We start from the raw sequence: 17,195 nt of genomic DNA, 5'->3' as shown, positions 1-17,195 counted from the left end.
CTTTTACTCTTGTTGCCACCTTATGCACAATTTTATTCCCGAATCGCGATTTTTTCCATATCTAACTTGGACAGAAATTCAGTCTATGCTTGATAAGGAAAATACTGTGATTATTCAGCCGCTAGGTGCGATCGAACAACACGGCCCCCATTTGCCTTTAATTGTAGATGTGGCAATTAGCGCGGCGGTGACAGGCACAGCGCTGGCAAAGTTAGAGACAAATATTCCCGCTTATGCTTTGCCGCCTTTGTACTATGGCAAGTCGAACGAACACTGCCATTTCCCCGGTACAATTATGCTCAGTGCTCAGACACTTTTAGCAGTAATCGGCGAAATAGCTGACAGTATTTATCAGGCTGGATTTCGGAAATTAGTGTTACTCAATGGTCACGGCGGACAGCCGCAGGTGATGGAAATTGCAGCGCGGGACATTCATCAAAAATATCAGGATTTTTCGGTTTTTCCGCTGTTTGTGTGGCGGGTTCCGAATGTGGCTGCTGAATTATTGAGCGCGAAAGAGTTGGAGTTTGGGATTCACGCGGGTGATGCAGAAACGAGTTTGATGTTGTCAATTTTGCCGTCGCAGGTGAAAATGGAACTTGCTGTTACTGAATATCCGAAAAATTTGCCGATCGATAGTTTGCTGAGTATGGAAGGAAATTTGCCTTTTGCTTGGCTGACGCGAGAGTTAACTGAAAGCGGTGTGTTGGGCGATGCGACGGTGGCAACGAAAGAAAAGGGTTTTCGGATTCTCGAATCTCTTTCTGACGGCTGGGTACAAGTTATCAAAGATGTTTACAAATTCCGACAGCCTGGAAGTTCGGCAACCAGCACTGTACAAGATGTAACGGATGTCAGTCCGATGGAAGAATGAAGAGGGAAGAAGATCGATGGGGAAATGCAGTCACAACAATAGTTGCAGCAATTAAGAACGTTATAACTGTCTTGGCGGTTGCTATAAAAATAAAAAATACAGTCCTGGATGCATAATCGACCTATGTAGGCTGCTTAGGTTGCACCTTACGGCTATTAAGAATTAAAAATCAAAAATTATTCTAATTTGTGTCAAAATGAGTCTAAGAAATTTTTTGAGTTGGAAAACTAACGATGAGTGTAAATTCTAAATTGCAGCGCGCATTTGAGCAAGGTCGCGCCCTGAAAATTATCAGCGGTTTAAATAATTTTGATGCAGCCAACGTTGCGGCTGTAGTCAAAGCAGCCGATCTCGGCGGTGCTTCCTTTGTCGATATTGCTGCCGATCGAGATTTGGTATTGATGGCGAAACAATTGACAATTTTGCCAATTTGTGTATCTGCTGTGGAACCAGAAAAGTTTGTGCCTGCGGTAGAAGCTGGCGCTGATTTGATTGAAATTGGCAACTTTGATGCTTTCTACGCAGTAGGCCGCCGCTTTGAAGCTGAGGAAGTTTTGCAGTTGACTCGCGACACTCGATCGCTATTTCCGAACATCACTCTTTCTGTGACAGTTCCCCACATTTTGGCACTCGACGAACAAGTGCAATTAGCAATTGAATTAGTCAAAGCTGGCGCTAACATCATCCAAACCGAAGGTGGTACTAGCGCTCAACCAATTCACGCAGGCACCTTGGGATTAATTGAAAAAGCAGCGCCTACTTTGGCCGCAGCCTTTGAAATTTCCCGCGCCGTATCAGTCCCCGTACTCTGCGCTTCTGGTATCTCCAGCGTCACCGCACCCCTCGCTATTGGAGCAGGCGCTGCTGGTGTTGGTGTCGGTTCTGCTGTCAGCCAACTTAATAGCGAAGTGGCGATGATTGCGGCTGTTCGCAGTTTGGTTGAAGCTTTGGCTTTGGTTTCGCGATCGCACTTGCCAGCTTCCATTTAATTAAGAAGGGAGAAGGAAGAAGGGAGAAGGAAAATTTTTTCCATACTCTTCTCTTCTCCCACTATTCCCCTCTTCCCCTCTTCCCATCCCCCACTTTTCCACTCTTCCTTAATAATTGATAAACCACACGGCATAATCATCTAATAACTGATTGTTTCGGGAGATTAAATCAACTGATTCTAACTCAGATAAAGGTAACACAAACTTTTGGCGATCGCCGACGCGCTGCACTTCCACAAATATACCTTCTTCCTGAATCACAAAATCATCTAACCGACTAATTGTGAACGTATCAGTATAAGAAGGTTGAGTTTTTTTGAGTCTTGCATATTCTTTTTTGCTGCCATAACCCATTGTATATTCTTCTTCCCATTCAAACTCTTCTATGCCGGTAACATGGCACGGAAGTTGAATATTTTGCTTGATGTAATCGAGGTATTTGACTGAATTTTTTAGATTACAATCAAGGTTTTTAGAACCCAAGATTTTACTAATTTTAGTTTCAAATTGTTTGGTATTAAATGCGAGATTTTTGTCGATATTTGCTAACATTTCTGGATCGAATCCCGATCTCAATTCGGTTACTTCCGCCAGCAGGCGCTGAAAGTCGTTGACCGGTTTCGGCCTTCTGCCTGCTACAATGGTTTCATCAAGCTGAACTGGAGGAAGTTCGGATTGTGAAGGAAGGAATTGGCTTTGATCGGCGCGATCGTCCACTTTAGACTTGTTAACTTTAGACTTGTTAAGTTTAGGCTGGTTAAGTTTAGGCTTGTTAAATTTAGGCATCGCTCGGTCTCGCTGGCTCGGTTTATCAATAAAGTATATCTTGACAGAAGTACATTCGTGTCTGATAGGAGGAAGGTGTAATGCAACTACTGAAATCGCCTGATGAATCGCCAGTCTATCAAGGACAATTCGGCGAGTTTACGATTACTCAAAAAGATCGCACGGGAGTGTTGATTTACCGCGCCGGATTGGGGGTGGCGGCACTGTGTTTTGCGATCGGCACTACTCTGGTATTGCAACAGGGCGACAACCCGATTGCAATCCAAGCTGTAACGCCTGTTTTTGCTTGTTTCTGGATAGCTTTAGGCGTCAGCTTAGCAACTATTCACATTTACATGATTGCGCTACACCGAACACTACAGGTGTTTTGGGCGATCGGCGGCGCGGCAGCATTGTTTGTCGCCCTACAAAGCAGCCAACCTCTAGCTTTAGCAGTGTACGAACATCCAGCCACGTTGTGGGGAATTGGCTTTACTTTTGCCGCGTTAAATGGCATTTATTTTAAGGAAGCATTTTGTTTTAATCGCCTCGAGACTAAGTTTTTGACTCCAGGAGTTCCTCTATTAATTTTAGGACATATTTTCGGCTTTTTGTCAGGCGAAAATGAACAGTTTTTGCTGGCTATTTGGGCTGCTTTGTTTATCATCTTTGCTGTACGCAAGTTTTTTCAACCGATGCCGCAGGATATCGGTGATAAAAGCGTTTTTGAGTATCTGAAACACAAATAATTTGGGAATGGGGCATTGGGAATGGGGCCGAAGAACAATTTGATTGCTCTCTCACTGTCCCACTATTTCCATTTTCCTAAAACCATTGGTATTGTGGCTTCTTCCTTCTTCACATCGATCTTCTTCCTTCTGCTATAATAATGAGAATTCGTTTAATCCGTCGTCGAGAAATCTGGGCAATTACTAAGGAAGGTTGGATAATTGCAATCGCGGGGTTGATAATTTTAATGCTCTTAATTCTCACAAATATCCATCCGTTTTTGGCGGTAAATGCGCCGATTAAAGCAGATATATTGGTTGTCGAAGGCTGGTTGCCCGATTATGCGATCGCAAGTGCGATCGCCGAATTCAAAAAAGGCAAATACAGCCAATTAATTACCACAGGACTTCCTTTAAGTAAAGGCTACTATCTCGCTGAATATAAAAATTATGCTGCACTAACTGCCGCGACTTGTATTGCACTAGGATTTGATAAAAACAAATTAGTAGCAGTACCAGCAGCGAGTGTTGTGAAACACCGTACTGCTGCTTCTGCGATCGCACTTCGAGATTGGTTTTCTACTTCAGATTTAAAAGTTAATTCAATTAATCTTTATTCCTTTGGGCCTCACGCCCGCCGAAGTTGGATTGTATTTAAAGAAGTGCTGAATCCTGAGATTAAAGTCGGGATTATAGCGGCGGAACCGCAAGATTACAATTCCAAAGAATGGTGGAAATCTAGCGAAGGTTTTCGGACAGTAATCGGAGAAATCATTGCTTATATTTATGCCCGTTTTGTAGATTGGAGAACCTAGCCAGTAATTGTCAACATCTCTCTTAATTACCTTCGTGTTCTTAGCGCCTTTCCGGTTCGTCAAAAAATATTTATATAGCACTTGTAAATCTGTGAAAAGAGAGGACAAGGCAGTGCCGTTTCCTACCATAATTCAACCAAAAATGATAAAATCATTCTCAGATAAGTTGAGGGAAACTCGTTGTTAGAAGAACGCGCATACTGGTTAGCATGGTCACAAATTAACGGTATCGGGCCGATTTTGTTGCAAAGATTGCACCAAAATTTCAATAGTTTGGCAGCAGCTTGGACGGCAAAACCAGTAGATTTAATGCGAATCGAAGGGTTCGGAAAGCAGATAATTGAAACCATTGTGCAAGAACGCACTAAACTCAATCCCGAAGAATTTATCGAAAAACATTTTATAAAAAATCCCTGTTTTTGGACGCCTGCAGATCCAGATTATCCGCGCTTATTATTGGAAATTCCCAATCCGCCACCAGTATTGTATTATCGTGGTTTAGTTGATGTAAAAGAGAATCAAGGAATTACGCCGACGGTGGCAATAGTTGGCACTCGCAGCCCTTCGGAATACGGCAGAAGGTGGACTCGCAAAATTAGTACGGCTTTGGCTAAAAGTGATTTTACTGTGGTTTCGGGATTGGCTGCGGGCATTGATACAGAGGCTCATACAGGCTGTTTGGAGGCGGGAGGAAGGACTTTTGCAGTGGTGGGGACGGGAGTAGATATTGTATATCCCAAACAAAATGAGAGGTTGTGCGATCGCATTTTGCAGCAGGGATTGGTAATTAGCGAATATCCGGCGGGGACTCAACCGAATAAAACTAATTTTCCCCGCCGAAATCGCATAATTGCTGGCTTAAGCCGCGCTACAATCGTGATAGAAGCTCCGCACAAATCGGGTGCTTTAATTACTGCTTATCAAGCGAATGATTTTTGCCGGGATGTGTATGTTTTGACGGGCAGATTGGATGATGAGCGTTCTTTTGGATGTTTGGAGTTGCTGAGTAAAGGTGCTCATCCGATTCTGCCGAGTAGCGATCGACTGTTAAGCGAAGACAGGTTGTTGGAAATGCTCGGAGCTATGCCAAAATTGGATAGAGCCGAGCAGTTGTCGCTATTTCCTCCAAATCCGACGGTTGAGAAGAAAGGGCCGCCGCTGGAGCCGGAATTGGCTAAGGTGTTAAGTGCGATCGCAGGTGGGCCGATTTCTTTTGATACAATTGTAGAAGCAGCGGGATTAGAAGCGGGAAGAGTTTCTAGTATACTTTTGCAGTTGGAATTGTTGGGATTAGTTTCGCAGTTACCAGGAATGCGATATCAGCGGTGCTGATTGGTAAGTAATACGGTTTAGGCTATTGGTGTCAACTTAAGTCTAAACCCCTCTTTATCTCTCGTTTACCGCGGAGGCCAGATCCCCCTAAATCCCCCTTAAGAAGGGGGACGAAAGAGAAGATTCGTGTCCCCCCTTGTTTAAGGGGGGTTAGAGGGGAGCAAGGCCTTTATAGTCAGCGGTTGAAACCGCATATATACAAACGAAGTCCGTCTCTAAGAGACTGAAGAATAATAAGAACTAAAGCCCTCATTACGAACGTTTAAATCAATAATCCGAAATTAGCAGCACTAATACTGCTAGCCGAAACACCATTGAGAGAAACTAAAATCTCCCCTGTTTGTGCCAACCGGATTAAAGTTGCACCGCTATCTTGAGCAATCGCCAATTGCGAGAAACTCAACCCGTTACCCAATACTAACAAGTCCTTACCGACTTCAAAATCAGTAATCGTATCAGTACCGGAATTCGTAGAGAGTAGGAATTTATCTACTCCCATTCCTCCTACCAAAGTATCGATTCCCAAACCGCCATTGAGTAAATCATCTCCCTTACCTCCGTAAAGAATATCATTACCATCATCGCCATTCAAAATATCAGCACCACGGTTGCCAAATAAGGCATCATCACCGCTACTTCCCAGGATGGTATCGCTACCTTTGCCACCGAAAATAGTGTCATTCCCCAGACTTCCATCGAGGGAATCATTGCCCCTCATGCCCATCAACACATTATTCCCGCTGTCGCCAGTCAGGATATCGTCACCATTTGTACCGAGAATTGCATCCGGGGAATTGCTGCCCAAATCTGCATCACCGCTGACGATAGGGGTTGCAATCCCAGTCGGCAATATTACAGCTTCAATTCTGCTATCTAAAGCAGTACCAGTATTGTCAGCAACTACCTGGGAAATAGGTTTATTTCCTGTACCAACTTCTTTGAAGTCTTGAGTGGTTGGGCCCAAGGCTACTTGTTGGAGGCGGGCAAGTGATTCAGGAATTGATGTTGCTGTTGGGTTGGAGACAGCCGCATCAATGCGTTGATTGGCTGTTGCCATTACTGTCGCGGATTGCGATGTAATAGGGCTGAGTTGTTGACTGTTGAAACTGGGGTCTATTTGCTGGATTTTCGCGGCTGCTTGCTGAATGATTGGTTCTAAGGCTGCTGGATTGCTGAGGTTTAAGACTGTACCGGATTGAATTTGAGCCGTAATTGAACTGACAACAGCTTTGACAATATCGGTATTGACTGCACTGGATGCACCGTCAATCAAAGCGGCAGTTTGGGTGATGAAGTTTTGGACTTTCACCATTGCGGCTAAGACTTCGACTCCACCGGGTTGGTTGTTGTTGGTGGCTAAGATAGGGTCTAAGCTAGTCAGGTCAACATCAGCGGGGAGAGAAAGGGCGGCTTTAACTAAAGATTGGGCTGATTCTGGTTCAATTCCTTTGTCTATTAAGTCGGCGATTAAGGTGGTTAGGAGGGTGACTACACTAGAATCTGGTGGTGCGGTGACTGGTGTTTCTAGGGGTAAGCCGGTGGCGGTGTCAATGCCTCCTATGGCTACTAGATTACCTTCTGATGGGTCGATTTCTCCGTTTTTGTTGGTGTCGAATGTCTCGAAGGGGATATTGAGATTGAATTTACCGCCTGTATCGGTTGTGGTTGATGGTTCGTTGGTATCGAGGACGGCGTTTTTGTTGGCATCTAAGAACACAGTTGCACCGGAGATATAACCATCAATCACCCAGCGCCCATTTTTCGTTGTTACTGTGAAAGTCTGTTCGCTACGGCCACCGTAATTGTCTGTAGCTGTTAATTTCACCTTGAAGGGTTGCGAACCGCTTGGGGGAGTTCCGGTAAATGTGATGGTGTTTTCCGAGGAGTTGAATTGAAGCCCAAGCCAGCTAGTGTTTGAGCCACTGTATAAAGAACTGCCATCAGGTAGAGTTAACTGGTAATTAATCTGGTCGCCATCAGGATCAGTGTATACATTTTTGATAGGTTGGTTAAACTCAGTGGGCTTGGAACCCAGGTGAATTTGCTCTTCTGGCGGGCTGTTCTCAACCGTAAAACTCCCTCCGAAGGCAAAGGGGGAACCTGCCCAAGCATTATCAATTGCTTGCACCCCCCAGTTATATTCCCCGCGAGGTAAGTTTTTAAGTTGCCACTGGGTGTTTTGACTAACATTCCCCAACCCAACAATTTGTCGAGTGCCGTCCCACAGAGACATCGGGGAAAGAATATACTTACCGTCGGAAGTCTTAACTTGCAGGTTGTAGCTTAAACCATCAGCAGGAGTTTGAAGGTCAGTTGCTTTGTTCCATTTAAAAGTGACATTTCGACCAGCCGACTCAGCCTTCAGCCCTGGGGGTGCAGTGGGAGGAGTGTTTGCATTAGGGGTGTTGTTGCGGAAGACTTTGGTAAAGGAGTCACTGTTACTTGAACTACCTGCAAGCAGGATATCCAATTTGCCATCCTTGTCAAAGTCACCCCAAGCAGTTGTGGATGATGGGTTAGTAGCACCAGGCTTTGCGCCACTGTCGATTTGTGCCCCGCTGTCGGTAAAGCCATTGCCCGTGTTGCGATAGACTTTGGTGACGCTTGTTCCTGGACTTTGGAAATCTTGTTGCTTCCAACCAGTGAGCAGGATATCCAATTTGCCGTCATTGTCGTAGTCTCCCCAAGCAGCTTTAGCTTGACTCAAACCAGGTATCTGTGCACCTATGTCTTCAAAGCTGGCTGACCCATTGGTACTGGTTGTGTTGCGGTAGACTTTGGTGAAAAGCTGGCCTGAACCATTCGCGCCGTCGATCGCCCCCGTGAGCAAAATATCAAGTTTGCCGTCGTTGTCGTAGTCTCCCCAGGCCATATCATCAACTCTGGCGCCAAAGCGAGGGAATTCTGAACCTAAACCAGGCAATGATACGTTTGTGTCTTTAAAAACGCCATCGCCCAAGTTGCGGTAGAGTTTGGCTTTTTGCCTTGGCCACCCTGATTGAGTCTGTTGTGACTCCCTTACCCGGATCAGAACATCGAGTTTGCCATCATTGTCAAAATCTGCCCAAACCCCAGAACTGGTAGCACCAGCTATTTCGCTAGTAGAAAATAGTGGTTCGCCAGTATCGAGACGTGCTTTGCTGTCTTGAAAGCGGTCTTGATACATATTGTTGTTTGGAGCTGTGTTGCGGTAGAGCGTGGTGGCGAGTGGGTAATCGGGGTAATTACCTGTCGTATTTAGCAACAAATCGGGACGCCCGTCATTGTTGTAATCTGCCCAACTCGAGCTAAAAATTCGAGAGGGGAGAAGGTCACGTAGCACTATATTTTCTGGGTTATCGCCAAAGTTAAAGCCCGGATCACTGGCGTAGATTTTGTAGCTGGAAGTGTTGTCGCTCTTGGTATTGGTCAGCGAGGTATCCAGTCGCCCGTCATTGTTGTAATCTGCCCAGACTGAATTCTGACCTGGCAAGCCTCTTCCATAAAATTCCCTAAAGCCATATTCGCTCAACTTTTGGCCGTTGTTGTCGTAGGTTCCGGTGTTGTCGTAGATTTGGCTGTTTCCGAGGATATCTAGTTTGCCATCATTGTTGTAGTCTCCCCAGATGGCTGTGGGCTGAGCAGATATCGGAGCCTTCGTGTCGGTGAAAAGTCTGTCAGCATCAAAAATTTGCAAGGTGGTAGAGCTTTGAGTGCCAATATTGGCATTATCCGCACTAGCGATCCGAAACGCGATTTCTTCTGTTCCCTCACCTTGAGTATCCGGCAAAATGTTAATTGTGAAAGTTTGAGTAGCTTGGCCTGGGTTAAAGGTGACGGTGACTTGACCAGAGTCACTGGAGGCAAACTTCCAATCTGTTCCCTCAGTCGCTGAACCACCAGTAACAGGTTGTATGTCCACCTTGGAAATTTTGTTTAGAGCCTCCGCAGTCCCAGTGCGAGTGAGAGTAATTTGTTTCTGAACTCCTGTGGGACTTTCATTGACTTGGTAAGTAGCTTGGGAAAATTTTACCGTGGGAATACCAAGTAGCGGTCCGGTGTCGTTATCGGCGATCGCTACCGTCGCCATTAGAGCTGTGTTATATCTGGTATCAGAACTCGATACATAGTGAACAATATTAGCGCTGTGCGCGCCTTCCACAATCGTATCGTCAACCGCCTTCACTGTAACGTTTTGAGGGACATTCCAATTATCTGGAGTGAAAGTGAGAGGAGCGATCGCCGCTATCTGCTGATCTGTTGTGAATTTGATAGTTACCGGGGCGATCGGCTGCGACGTTAATTTGATGTCATAATTGCCATTCGCGCCACCTTCTGTAGCAGTTGTACTCGTAGGTGTAATGAGCACATATGCTGCGTCGTTATCGGCAATCTCTACTTTTACATCCTGAACTGCCGTCCCGCTATAGTTAGGGTCTGTACTGGTAAGGAGGTGAGCGATCGTGCCGCTGTGAGTGCCTTCGGCTTTGCTATCGTCGGTAGCGGTGACAGTGACTGTTTGCGGGATATTCCAGTTAGTGCTGTTGAAATTAATCGCAGAAACTGGATTAATTTGACTGCCTGTATTGAAGCTGAGGCTAACAGGTGCGCTCGGTTGGCTGTTGAGCTGGACTGTATAACTGCCCGTTGCACCGCCTTCTATAGCACTTGTACTCGTAGGTGCAATGGTAACACCTGCTTTTTCGTTGTCGGTAATCGCTACATTTACATCCTGAACCGTCTGACCGTTATAGTTAGGGTCTGTGCTGGTAAGAGTGTGAGCGATCGTGCCAGTGTGTGCGCCTTCGGTTTTGAGATCGTCGGTAGCGGTGACAGTGACTGTTTCCCCTTTCTCCCAGTTAGTGCTGTTGAAAGTAATCTCAGAAATCGGATTAATTTGACTGCCTGTCTGGAAGCTGAGCTTAACATCTGCTTTCGGTTGAGTGTTGAGCTTGACTGTATAACTGCCCGTCGCACCGCCTTCTGTAGCAGTGGTACTCGTAGGTGAAATACTCACACCTGCTGTGTCGTTGTCGGTAATGCCTACATTTACATCCTGAACTGCCGTCCCGCTATAGTTAGGGTCTGAACTGATAACAGTGTGACCTATCTTGCCGCTGTGAGTACCTTCGGCTATGCTATCGTCGGTAGCGGTGACAGTGATTTTTGTCCCCCTATCCCAGGTACTGCTGTTGAAATTAATCTCAGAAATCGGATTAATTTGACTGCCTGTATCGAAGTTGAGCTTAACGTCTGCATTCGGTTGGCTGTTGAGCTTGACTGTATAACTGCCCGTCGCGCCGTCTTCTGTAGCAGTTGTACTCGTAGGTGTAATGATCACACTTGCTGTGTCGTTGTCGGTAATCGCTACATTTACATCCTGAATTGCCGTGCCACTATAATTAGGGTCTAAACTCATAACAGCGTGACCTATCTTGCCGCTGTGAGTACCTTCGGCTATGCGATCGTCCGTAGCGGTGACTGTGACTGTTCGGGGAGCATTCCAGGTACTGCTGTCGAAATTAATCGTAGAAATCGCCTTGATTTGACTGCCTGTATTGAAGATGAGGTTAACAGGTTCATTGGGTTCGCTGTTGAGCTTGACTGTATAACTGCCCGTCGCACCGCCTTCTGTAGCAGTTGTACTCGTAGGTGTAATGATCACATCTGCTGTGTCGTTGTCGGTAATCGCTACATTTACATCCTGAACTGCTGTGCTGCTATACTTAGTGTCCGCACTGTCAACACGGTGAGAAATCTTACCCGTGTGCGTGCCTTCGGCTTTGCTATCGTCGATAGCAGTGACTGTGACTTCGTGGGGAACATTCCAGTCACTGCTATCGAAATTAATCGTAGAAATCGCCTTGATTTGACTGCCTGTATCTAAGATGAGCTTAACAGGTGCATTCGGTTGGCTGTTGAGCTTGACTGTATAACTGCCCGTCGCACCGCCTTCTGTAGCAGTTGTGCTCGTAGGTGTAATGATCACACCTGCTGTGTCGTTGTCGGTAATAGTTACATTTACATCCTGAATTGCAATTGCCGTGCCGCTATACTTAGGGTCTGAACTGCTAACACGGTGAGCTATCTTACCGCTGTGCGGACCTTCGGCTTTGCTGTCGTCGGTAGCAGTGAAAGTGATTGTTACCCCTTTATCCCAGTTAGTGCTGTCCAAGATAACAGGCGCGATCGCATCTATTTCAATTCCAGTAAAGTTAATGGTAACAGGGAGCTTCGGCTCAGACGTTAACTTGATCGCATAACTGCCCGTCGCGCCTTCTGTAGCAGTTGTTTGCGTGGGACTAATAGAAATACCAGCCGTATCATCGTCTTTATTGGTAATGCTAACATCCGCTGCCTCTAGCTTATAATTCGGATCGGTGCTAACAGCAAGCGCTGTGATAATTTTGTAGTCAATATTGCCGTCAACAATGCTATCGTTAACCCCTTTTACTGTCACCGGCTGCGCTGTATTCCAGTTAGCCGGAGTGAAAGTTATGCTAGCAGGGGAAACAGTTCCCTCCGCAACATTGTCACTGGTCAAACCGATAGTCACATCAGCAGTTGGTTGAGTATTTAGAACCACAGTAAACTTAGCAGGAGTGCCATCTTCGCCAGTAGTTAATCCCGCCGTCGGATTCACTGTAATTCCCGGAGTTTCATTGTCACTGTTGGTGACGGTGACATCTTCAGGATCGACGTTATTGTAATTAACATCGGTGCTCACAGCAGCAGCCGTGACAATTTTGTAAGGTTGAGGGCCATCAGCTACTAAATCGTCAACACCACTCACTGTTATTGTTTGCGGTTGATTGTAGTTAGCAGGAGTGAAAGTTAAGCTATTAGTTGAAACTGTTCCTTCGGTTGGATTAGAACTGCTCAAACCGAGCTTAACATCAGCAGTGGGTTGAGAGTTGAGTTTGACAGTGAAGGTAGCAGTGCCACCGACTACTTCACTTGTAGTTAATGCTGTTGGGTTAATAGTAAAGCCAGCTTTGTCATCATTAGTAATAGTTGTGGTAGCGGTAGCAATGGTAATTGTCGGTGTTACGCCTGGGCTTGTGGGACTTGAAAGGGTGACGGCTATGGTTTCGTCGGGTTCAGCTAGGGTGTCGCCTAATACATCCAGAGTAATGGTTTTAGATGTTTCATCAGCGGCAAAATTAATTGTGCCGGTAGGGGTAGTTGCCCCTGAAGTGCCACCGATGTTGTTGTAATCGCTGACGTTTGTAGCTGTGCCGGCGATCGTATAATTGACGCTACTTGCCCCGCCTATGTTGCCGCTGCGAGTCGCAGTGAAAGTCAGAGGTTTTGTGCCGCTATTGCCTTCAGGAATGCTGGCAGTACCAGCGGCAATGGCATAAGAAACAGTACCGTTTGCTGCAATAGTTAATGTTGTTTGTTTGGTTGTACCGGCTAATGTTGTTTGTTTGGTTGTACCGGCAACGCCATCGGTGATTGTGCCAAAGTTAAAGATTGCAGTTTCAGCGTTTTCAGGGAGATTGTCAGGTTTGATAGTAACTGCAACATTCTGGGTGAGAGTAGTAGTGCCGACGGGGAAAGTAACAGTAGTAGGCGAAAAGGTGTAGTCTGAATTTTCGGTGGCTGTGCTGCTAGGGTCGATGACAATTGGTACTGTCACGTTACTTAAAGGAGTGCCACCGCTGAGAGTAACGGGAATTACTGTATCCGCAGATCCTTCAGTACCGCTGTAAGTGGCCGCACCGAAATTAACTGTATTGGGCGTATTTAGCAGAATTGAAACGTTGTCTGAATTAAAGTTTGTCACTGCTAAATCAGGCAAACCGTTCTTGTCTAAATCTTCCGCAGCAACAGCACTAGGACCAGATCCCGCATCGAAATCAACAGGTGCACTAAATGTGCCGTTGCCATTTCCCAACAAAGCTGAAACCTTATTCAATCCATTTTTAGCTACAACCAAATCTTGCTTAAAGTCGCCGTTAAGATCCGCCACAGTGACGAAAGCGGGGCTCGAACCCATTGGAATTTCTGTAGTAGTAGTAAAGCCCCCACTACCCCCGAGCAAAATTGAGATGCTGTTAGAACCAAGATTTCCCACAGCCAAGTCGGGGAAGGGGTCATCGTTCAACTTACCCACAGCTATAGAATAGGGTCGCAACCCCACTGTAATATTATTGGCAGCGCCAAAACTGCCACTACCATCGTTCAGTAGAATTGAAACTATGTTAGAACCATTGTTATAGCTCGTCACAGCCAAGTCTTTTCCGTCCTTGCCGTCAAAATCATCGACGGCAATAGATTGAGGATTTAGTCCTACCAAAAAGTTTTGAGGAGCCGCAAAAGTGCCATCAAGATTCTGCAATAGAATTGAGACGACACTATTAGTATTGGGGGAACCCGTGGCACGATTAGTTGCTAAAGCTAAGTCTGGCCTGCCGTTACGGTCAAAATCTTCCGCAGCAATGTATTTAGGGGAAATCCCCGAGCCGAAAGATAGATCGACGGGAGCACCCAAGCCAGTCTTACTCCCATAAAATATTGATACAGTACCATTACCATTGCCATTATTTACAACCAAGTCGTCAATTTTATCTATATTAAAGTCAGCGACAGCGAGGGCAGTTGTTCCTCGTGGCAACAGAGTAGCGGTGCCAAAGCTACCCGTGCCATCTCCTAACAGAATTGATGTGCCAGATAGATAAGATGTGCCAGGAGCGCCGCCGGAAGCGTTACTGTTAACCACAGCTAAGTCCTTTATTGTGTCGTCGTTAAAATCTCCGACATCGACGAAGACAGGATCTGATTCCACGGGAAAATTTGTTGCCGCACCAAAGCTATTCAAAACATACGCGTAACCCGCTAACACTTCGGCTTCAAATACCAGCGGCGTTTCAATTTTCCCGGTTCTGACTTCCAGTTCCCAGTCCCCGCCTTTGGCTACACTTCCGGTGAGGTTTTGGGAGGCTGCAACACTAGCCCCGGTTAACTCACTCAAGCGTTTGACAAATGCTTTACCTGTCTCGCCTGCTGCTACACAGCACCCGTACAGCAGAATATTAGGTCGATTTTTGCTCCTTGAGTCGGTTTGTGGCGAAAACCACTGCTGTAGAGCATCCCGATCGCACTCTATATCATCTAAACTAAAGCGAACGTCGCCGAGTTGCAAGCTGCCCGGAGCACCGTGAGAAACGATGTGAATGCTGTCAATATTGGTACGAAGAGCTAAAACTTCAGTAATTTGGTCGATCGCATCCCGGTTCCCATCCAAAACGACTACTTCCGTACCCGGTTTTACCCCAGCAATCAGACTTTGATAATTTTCTACTTGAGTGTCAATAAAGGCGATCGCACTTGAAGAAACTTGAATATTTAAATTTGGCATACTGCACCTACTAATAGTTAAAAAAAAGACAATGATTCCCCTGTTTCGCGACTTGCATCGGAAACACTTTCTCAAGGTTGTAGTAACAATAACTGTTTTTTAAGAGAATATCTATAAAGTTTTCTTTATAAACACCTTTTTAATTAAAGTTTTGATAAAGTTGGGGAAGTCTATTAAGTAATATTGCGGATGAGCGCTCGCGAGGTTGCTCCCATAACACAAAAAGCATTCAATCGCAAGTGTAATGAGACTTAAATATTAAGAGCGGGATTTTTGATACATATGTGCGATCGGGTTGGGCCGTTCGTTTCAATCCCTGGCGGACTTTCGAGCAAGGGTGGGGGCCGGTTTACGAGATAATTGGTTTTAGGCAATTATTTTTAGTAAAACTGGCCCCTAAAACTTATTCGTTACCATCTTTACGGGCGAGCGTACTTACTTCAAACTCTCATAGAATAAGTGATTCAACCCACATTTTCCTTAAATTAATCCGAAATTAACGGCACTAATACTGTTAGCAGAAACTCCGCTGAGAAAAGCTAAAATCTCCCCTGTTTGTGCCAACCGGATTAAAGTTGCACCGCTATCTTGAGCAATTGCCAATTGCGAGAAACTCAACCCGTTACCCAATACTAACAAGTCCTTACCGACTTCAAAGTCATCGATTGTATCAATACCAGAATTGGTAGATAATAAGAAGCGATCGCTCCCTACATCCCCTACTAAGGTATCATCGCCCAAATCGCCACTGAGGAAATCGTTACCCTGACCTCCTAGCAGCATATCATTGCCTTGACCGCCGTAGAGGGTATCGTCGGCTTTTTCACCAATTAGGATATCTTCACCTCGATTGCCAGAAATAAAGTCACTGCCGGCGCCTCCTGTCAAGATATCAAAATCCTTGCCGCCGTAGAGAGTATCGTCACCAATTCCACCATCTGTCAAGTCGTTCCCCTGATTGCCATTCATCCAATCGTTGCCATCAAGACTAAACAGCAAGTCATTTCCTTTTTTACCGCGCAATATATCATCGCTAGCGCTGCCAGTAATGGTATCGTCGCCATCTGTGCTTTCGGTAGTATTTTCCCCATCTTTAACGAATTCAATACCGCTGCTGGGGAAAGGTTCATCGGGTGTAGATGGTGCGCTAGAGTCATCAGTATCCAAAGTATTGCGGACTGTTGGATTGTTAGCTATCGCCGACTGAATTTGGGTATTTAGAGATGCACCAGTATTTTCAGAAATCGCCGACTGAATAGTTTTATTTCCGGCTGCGACTTGCAGTAAATCTTGGGCGACTTTTCCTTGTTCTACAAGTTGTATGCGGGCGATTTCTGTGGCGGCATCTGAGGGCGAAAAATTGCTGGTTGCGATCGCCTTTATTCGCTGATTTCCGGCGGCAATAATTTGGGCAGCATCCGAGGCAATACTCGATATTTGCGCTGCTGGCTGTTGACTCGCTGCCGACTGGATAATCCCCTGCAATTGGGTGGAATTGCTTAAGTCTAGAGGGCCAGTTTTAATTTGATTGGCAACGGCGGAAATTACACTAGAGGCAATTTCATTTTTAGCCGTAGTTGCAGCACCGCTAATTAAATCAGTGACTAAAACAATGATATTTTGTACCTGAGCGTGGGCTGCATAAACCGCTAAACCATTTGGATCGTTTTGAGTAATTGCTGCTAGCGGATCGTAGCTAGTCAAGTCAATTTCTGACGACACTCCGAGTGCAGATTTTACCTGAATTTGTGCCTGATTAGGGTCAGTACCTTGCGCGATTAACTCGGTCAGTAGGGTAGTTAAGGGAGTAACTACTGTAGCATCAGGCGTGGCAAATAGGGGCGTTTGCTGCGGCAACTCAGTAGAGGTATTGATGCCGTCTCTGAGTACAATTTTGCCTTCATCCGGTTCGAGGTCGCCGCTATTATTTTTGTCAAACTTGTCAAGAGAGACATCTAAGTCAAAGCTGCCATCGGCGTTAGTAATAGAGAACGGTTCGTTTTCATCTTTGACTCCATTAAAGTTGGAATCGAAGAAGACAGTCGCCCCGGCCATGTAACCGTTAATACCGCTGCCCTTTTTGCTAGAACTAGATCCCAGACTGAAATCAGCTAGTTTAAACGTAGCAAAATTTTCATCGTAGACTGTTTTTTTAAATCTCCAAACTCCTACTTTAACTTTTGCACCTAGAGAAGCATTAATTTGACCGTTGAGATCAAATAGTTGCGAAGGTTTGCTGATGCGTTCAGAGATTTCAGAGGCTCTAATTTTGCCATCGCTTGTGCCGTTATTTTCTCCTTTGTCTACCAAATCAATACCTACATTTCCCTCAATTCCTCCTTTTAAATA

General features: G+C 45.6%; 8 protein-coding genes. 5 read left to right on the top strand and 3 right to left on the bottom strand.

The features are described from left to right. Positions 1-22 precede the first annotated feature (22 nt). Both QUA45_RS20375 and QUA45_RS20370 read left to right on the top strand, forming a co-directional pair. Positions 23-874, top strand: coding sequence for a creatininase family protein (locus tag QUA45_RS20375; protein ID WP_333221972.1), 852 nt, complete (start codon positions 23-25; stop codon positions 872-874). Positions 875-1,107: 233 nt separating this feature from the next. Continuing rightward, positions 1,108-1,863, top strand: coding sequence for a DUF561 domain-containing protein (locus QUA45_RS20370; protein ID WP_333100539.1), 756 nt, complete (start codon positions 1,108-1,110; stop codon positions 1,861-1,863). 108 nt (positions 1,864-1,971) lie between these two features. Here the strand turns inward: QUA45_RS20370 and QUA45_RS20365 are convergent, their stop codons facing one another. Then, positions 1,972-2,649 carry a calcium-binding protein gene (locus QUA45_RS20365; RefSeq protein WP_333221971.1) on the bottom strand — a complete coding sequence of 226 codons (678 nt, stop codon included), beginning with the start codon at positions 2,647-2,649 and terminating at the stop codon, positions 1,972-1,974. A gap of 80 nt (positions 2,650-2,729) precedes the next feature. Here QUA45_RS20365 and QUA45_RS20360 point away from each other — a divergent pair, with 80 nt between their 5' ends. The 3 genes from QUA45_RS20360 to dprA all read left to right on the top strand — a co-directional run bounded on the left by QUA45_RS20360 (position 2,730) and on the right by dprA (position 5,503). Continuing rightward, positions 2,730-3,377: a DUF2301 domain-containing membrane protein gene (locus QUA45_RS20360; RefSeq protein ID WP_333100543.1), complete on the top strand. Its 648-nt coding sequence runs from the start codon at positions 2,730-2,732 to the stop codon at positions 3,375-3,377. A 140-nt stretch (positions 3,378-3,517) separates the two neighbouring features. Continuing rightward, entirely contained in the window at positions 3,518-4,171 is a 654-nt protein-coding gene (locus tag QUA45_RS20355) for a YdcF family protein (protein ID WP_333100545.1), read from the top strand. A 180-nt stretch (positions 4,172-4,351) separates the two neighbouring features. After that, entirely contained in the window at positions 4,352-5,503 is a 1,152-nt protein-coding gene (gene dprA, locus QUA45_RS20350) for a DNA-processing protein DprA (protein ID WP_333221970.1), read from the top strand. A gap of 262 nt (positions 5,504-5,765) precedes the next feature. Here the strand turns inward: dprA and QUA45_RS20345 are convergent, their stop codons facing one another. Together QUA45_RS20345 and QUA45_RS20340 are read right to left on the bottom strand one after the other, a co-directional pair. Further along, the gene (locus QUA45_RS20345) at positions 5,766-14,846 is read right to left on the bottom strand and encodes a DUF4347 domain-containing protein (protein ID WP_333221969.1); all 9,081 of its coding nucleotides are present in this window, start codon (positions 14,844-14,846) and stop codon (positions 5,766-5,768) included. A 480-nt stretch (positions 14,847-15,326) separates the two neighbouring features. Further along, the coding region (locus QUA45_RS20340; protein WP_333221968.1) for a calcium-binding protein at positions 15,327-17,195 on the bottom strand (1,869 nt) is incomplete at its 5' end.

Source organism: Microcoleus sp. Pol12A5 (assembly GCF_036701435.1).
Taxonomy (GTDB): Bacteria; Cyanobacteriota; Cyanobacteriia; order Cyanobacteriales; family Microcoleaceae; genus Microcoleus.
The sequence above is the reverse complement of the archived record's forward strand: the minus strand, read 5'-3'. Positions and strand labels throughout refer to the sequence as shown.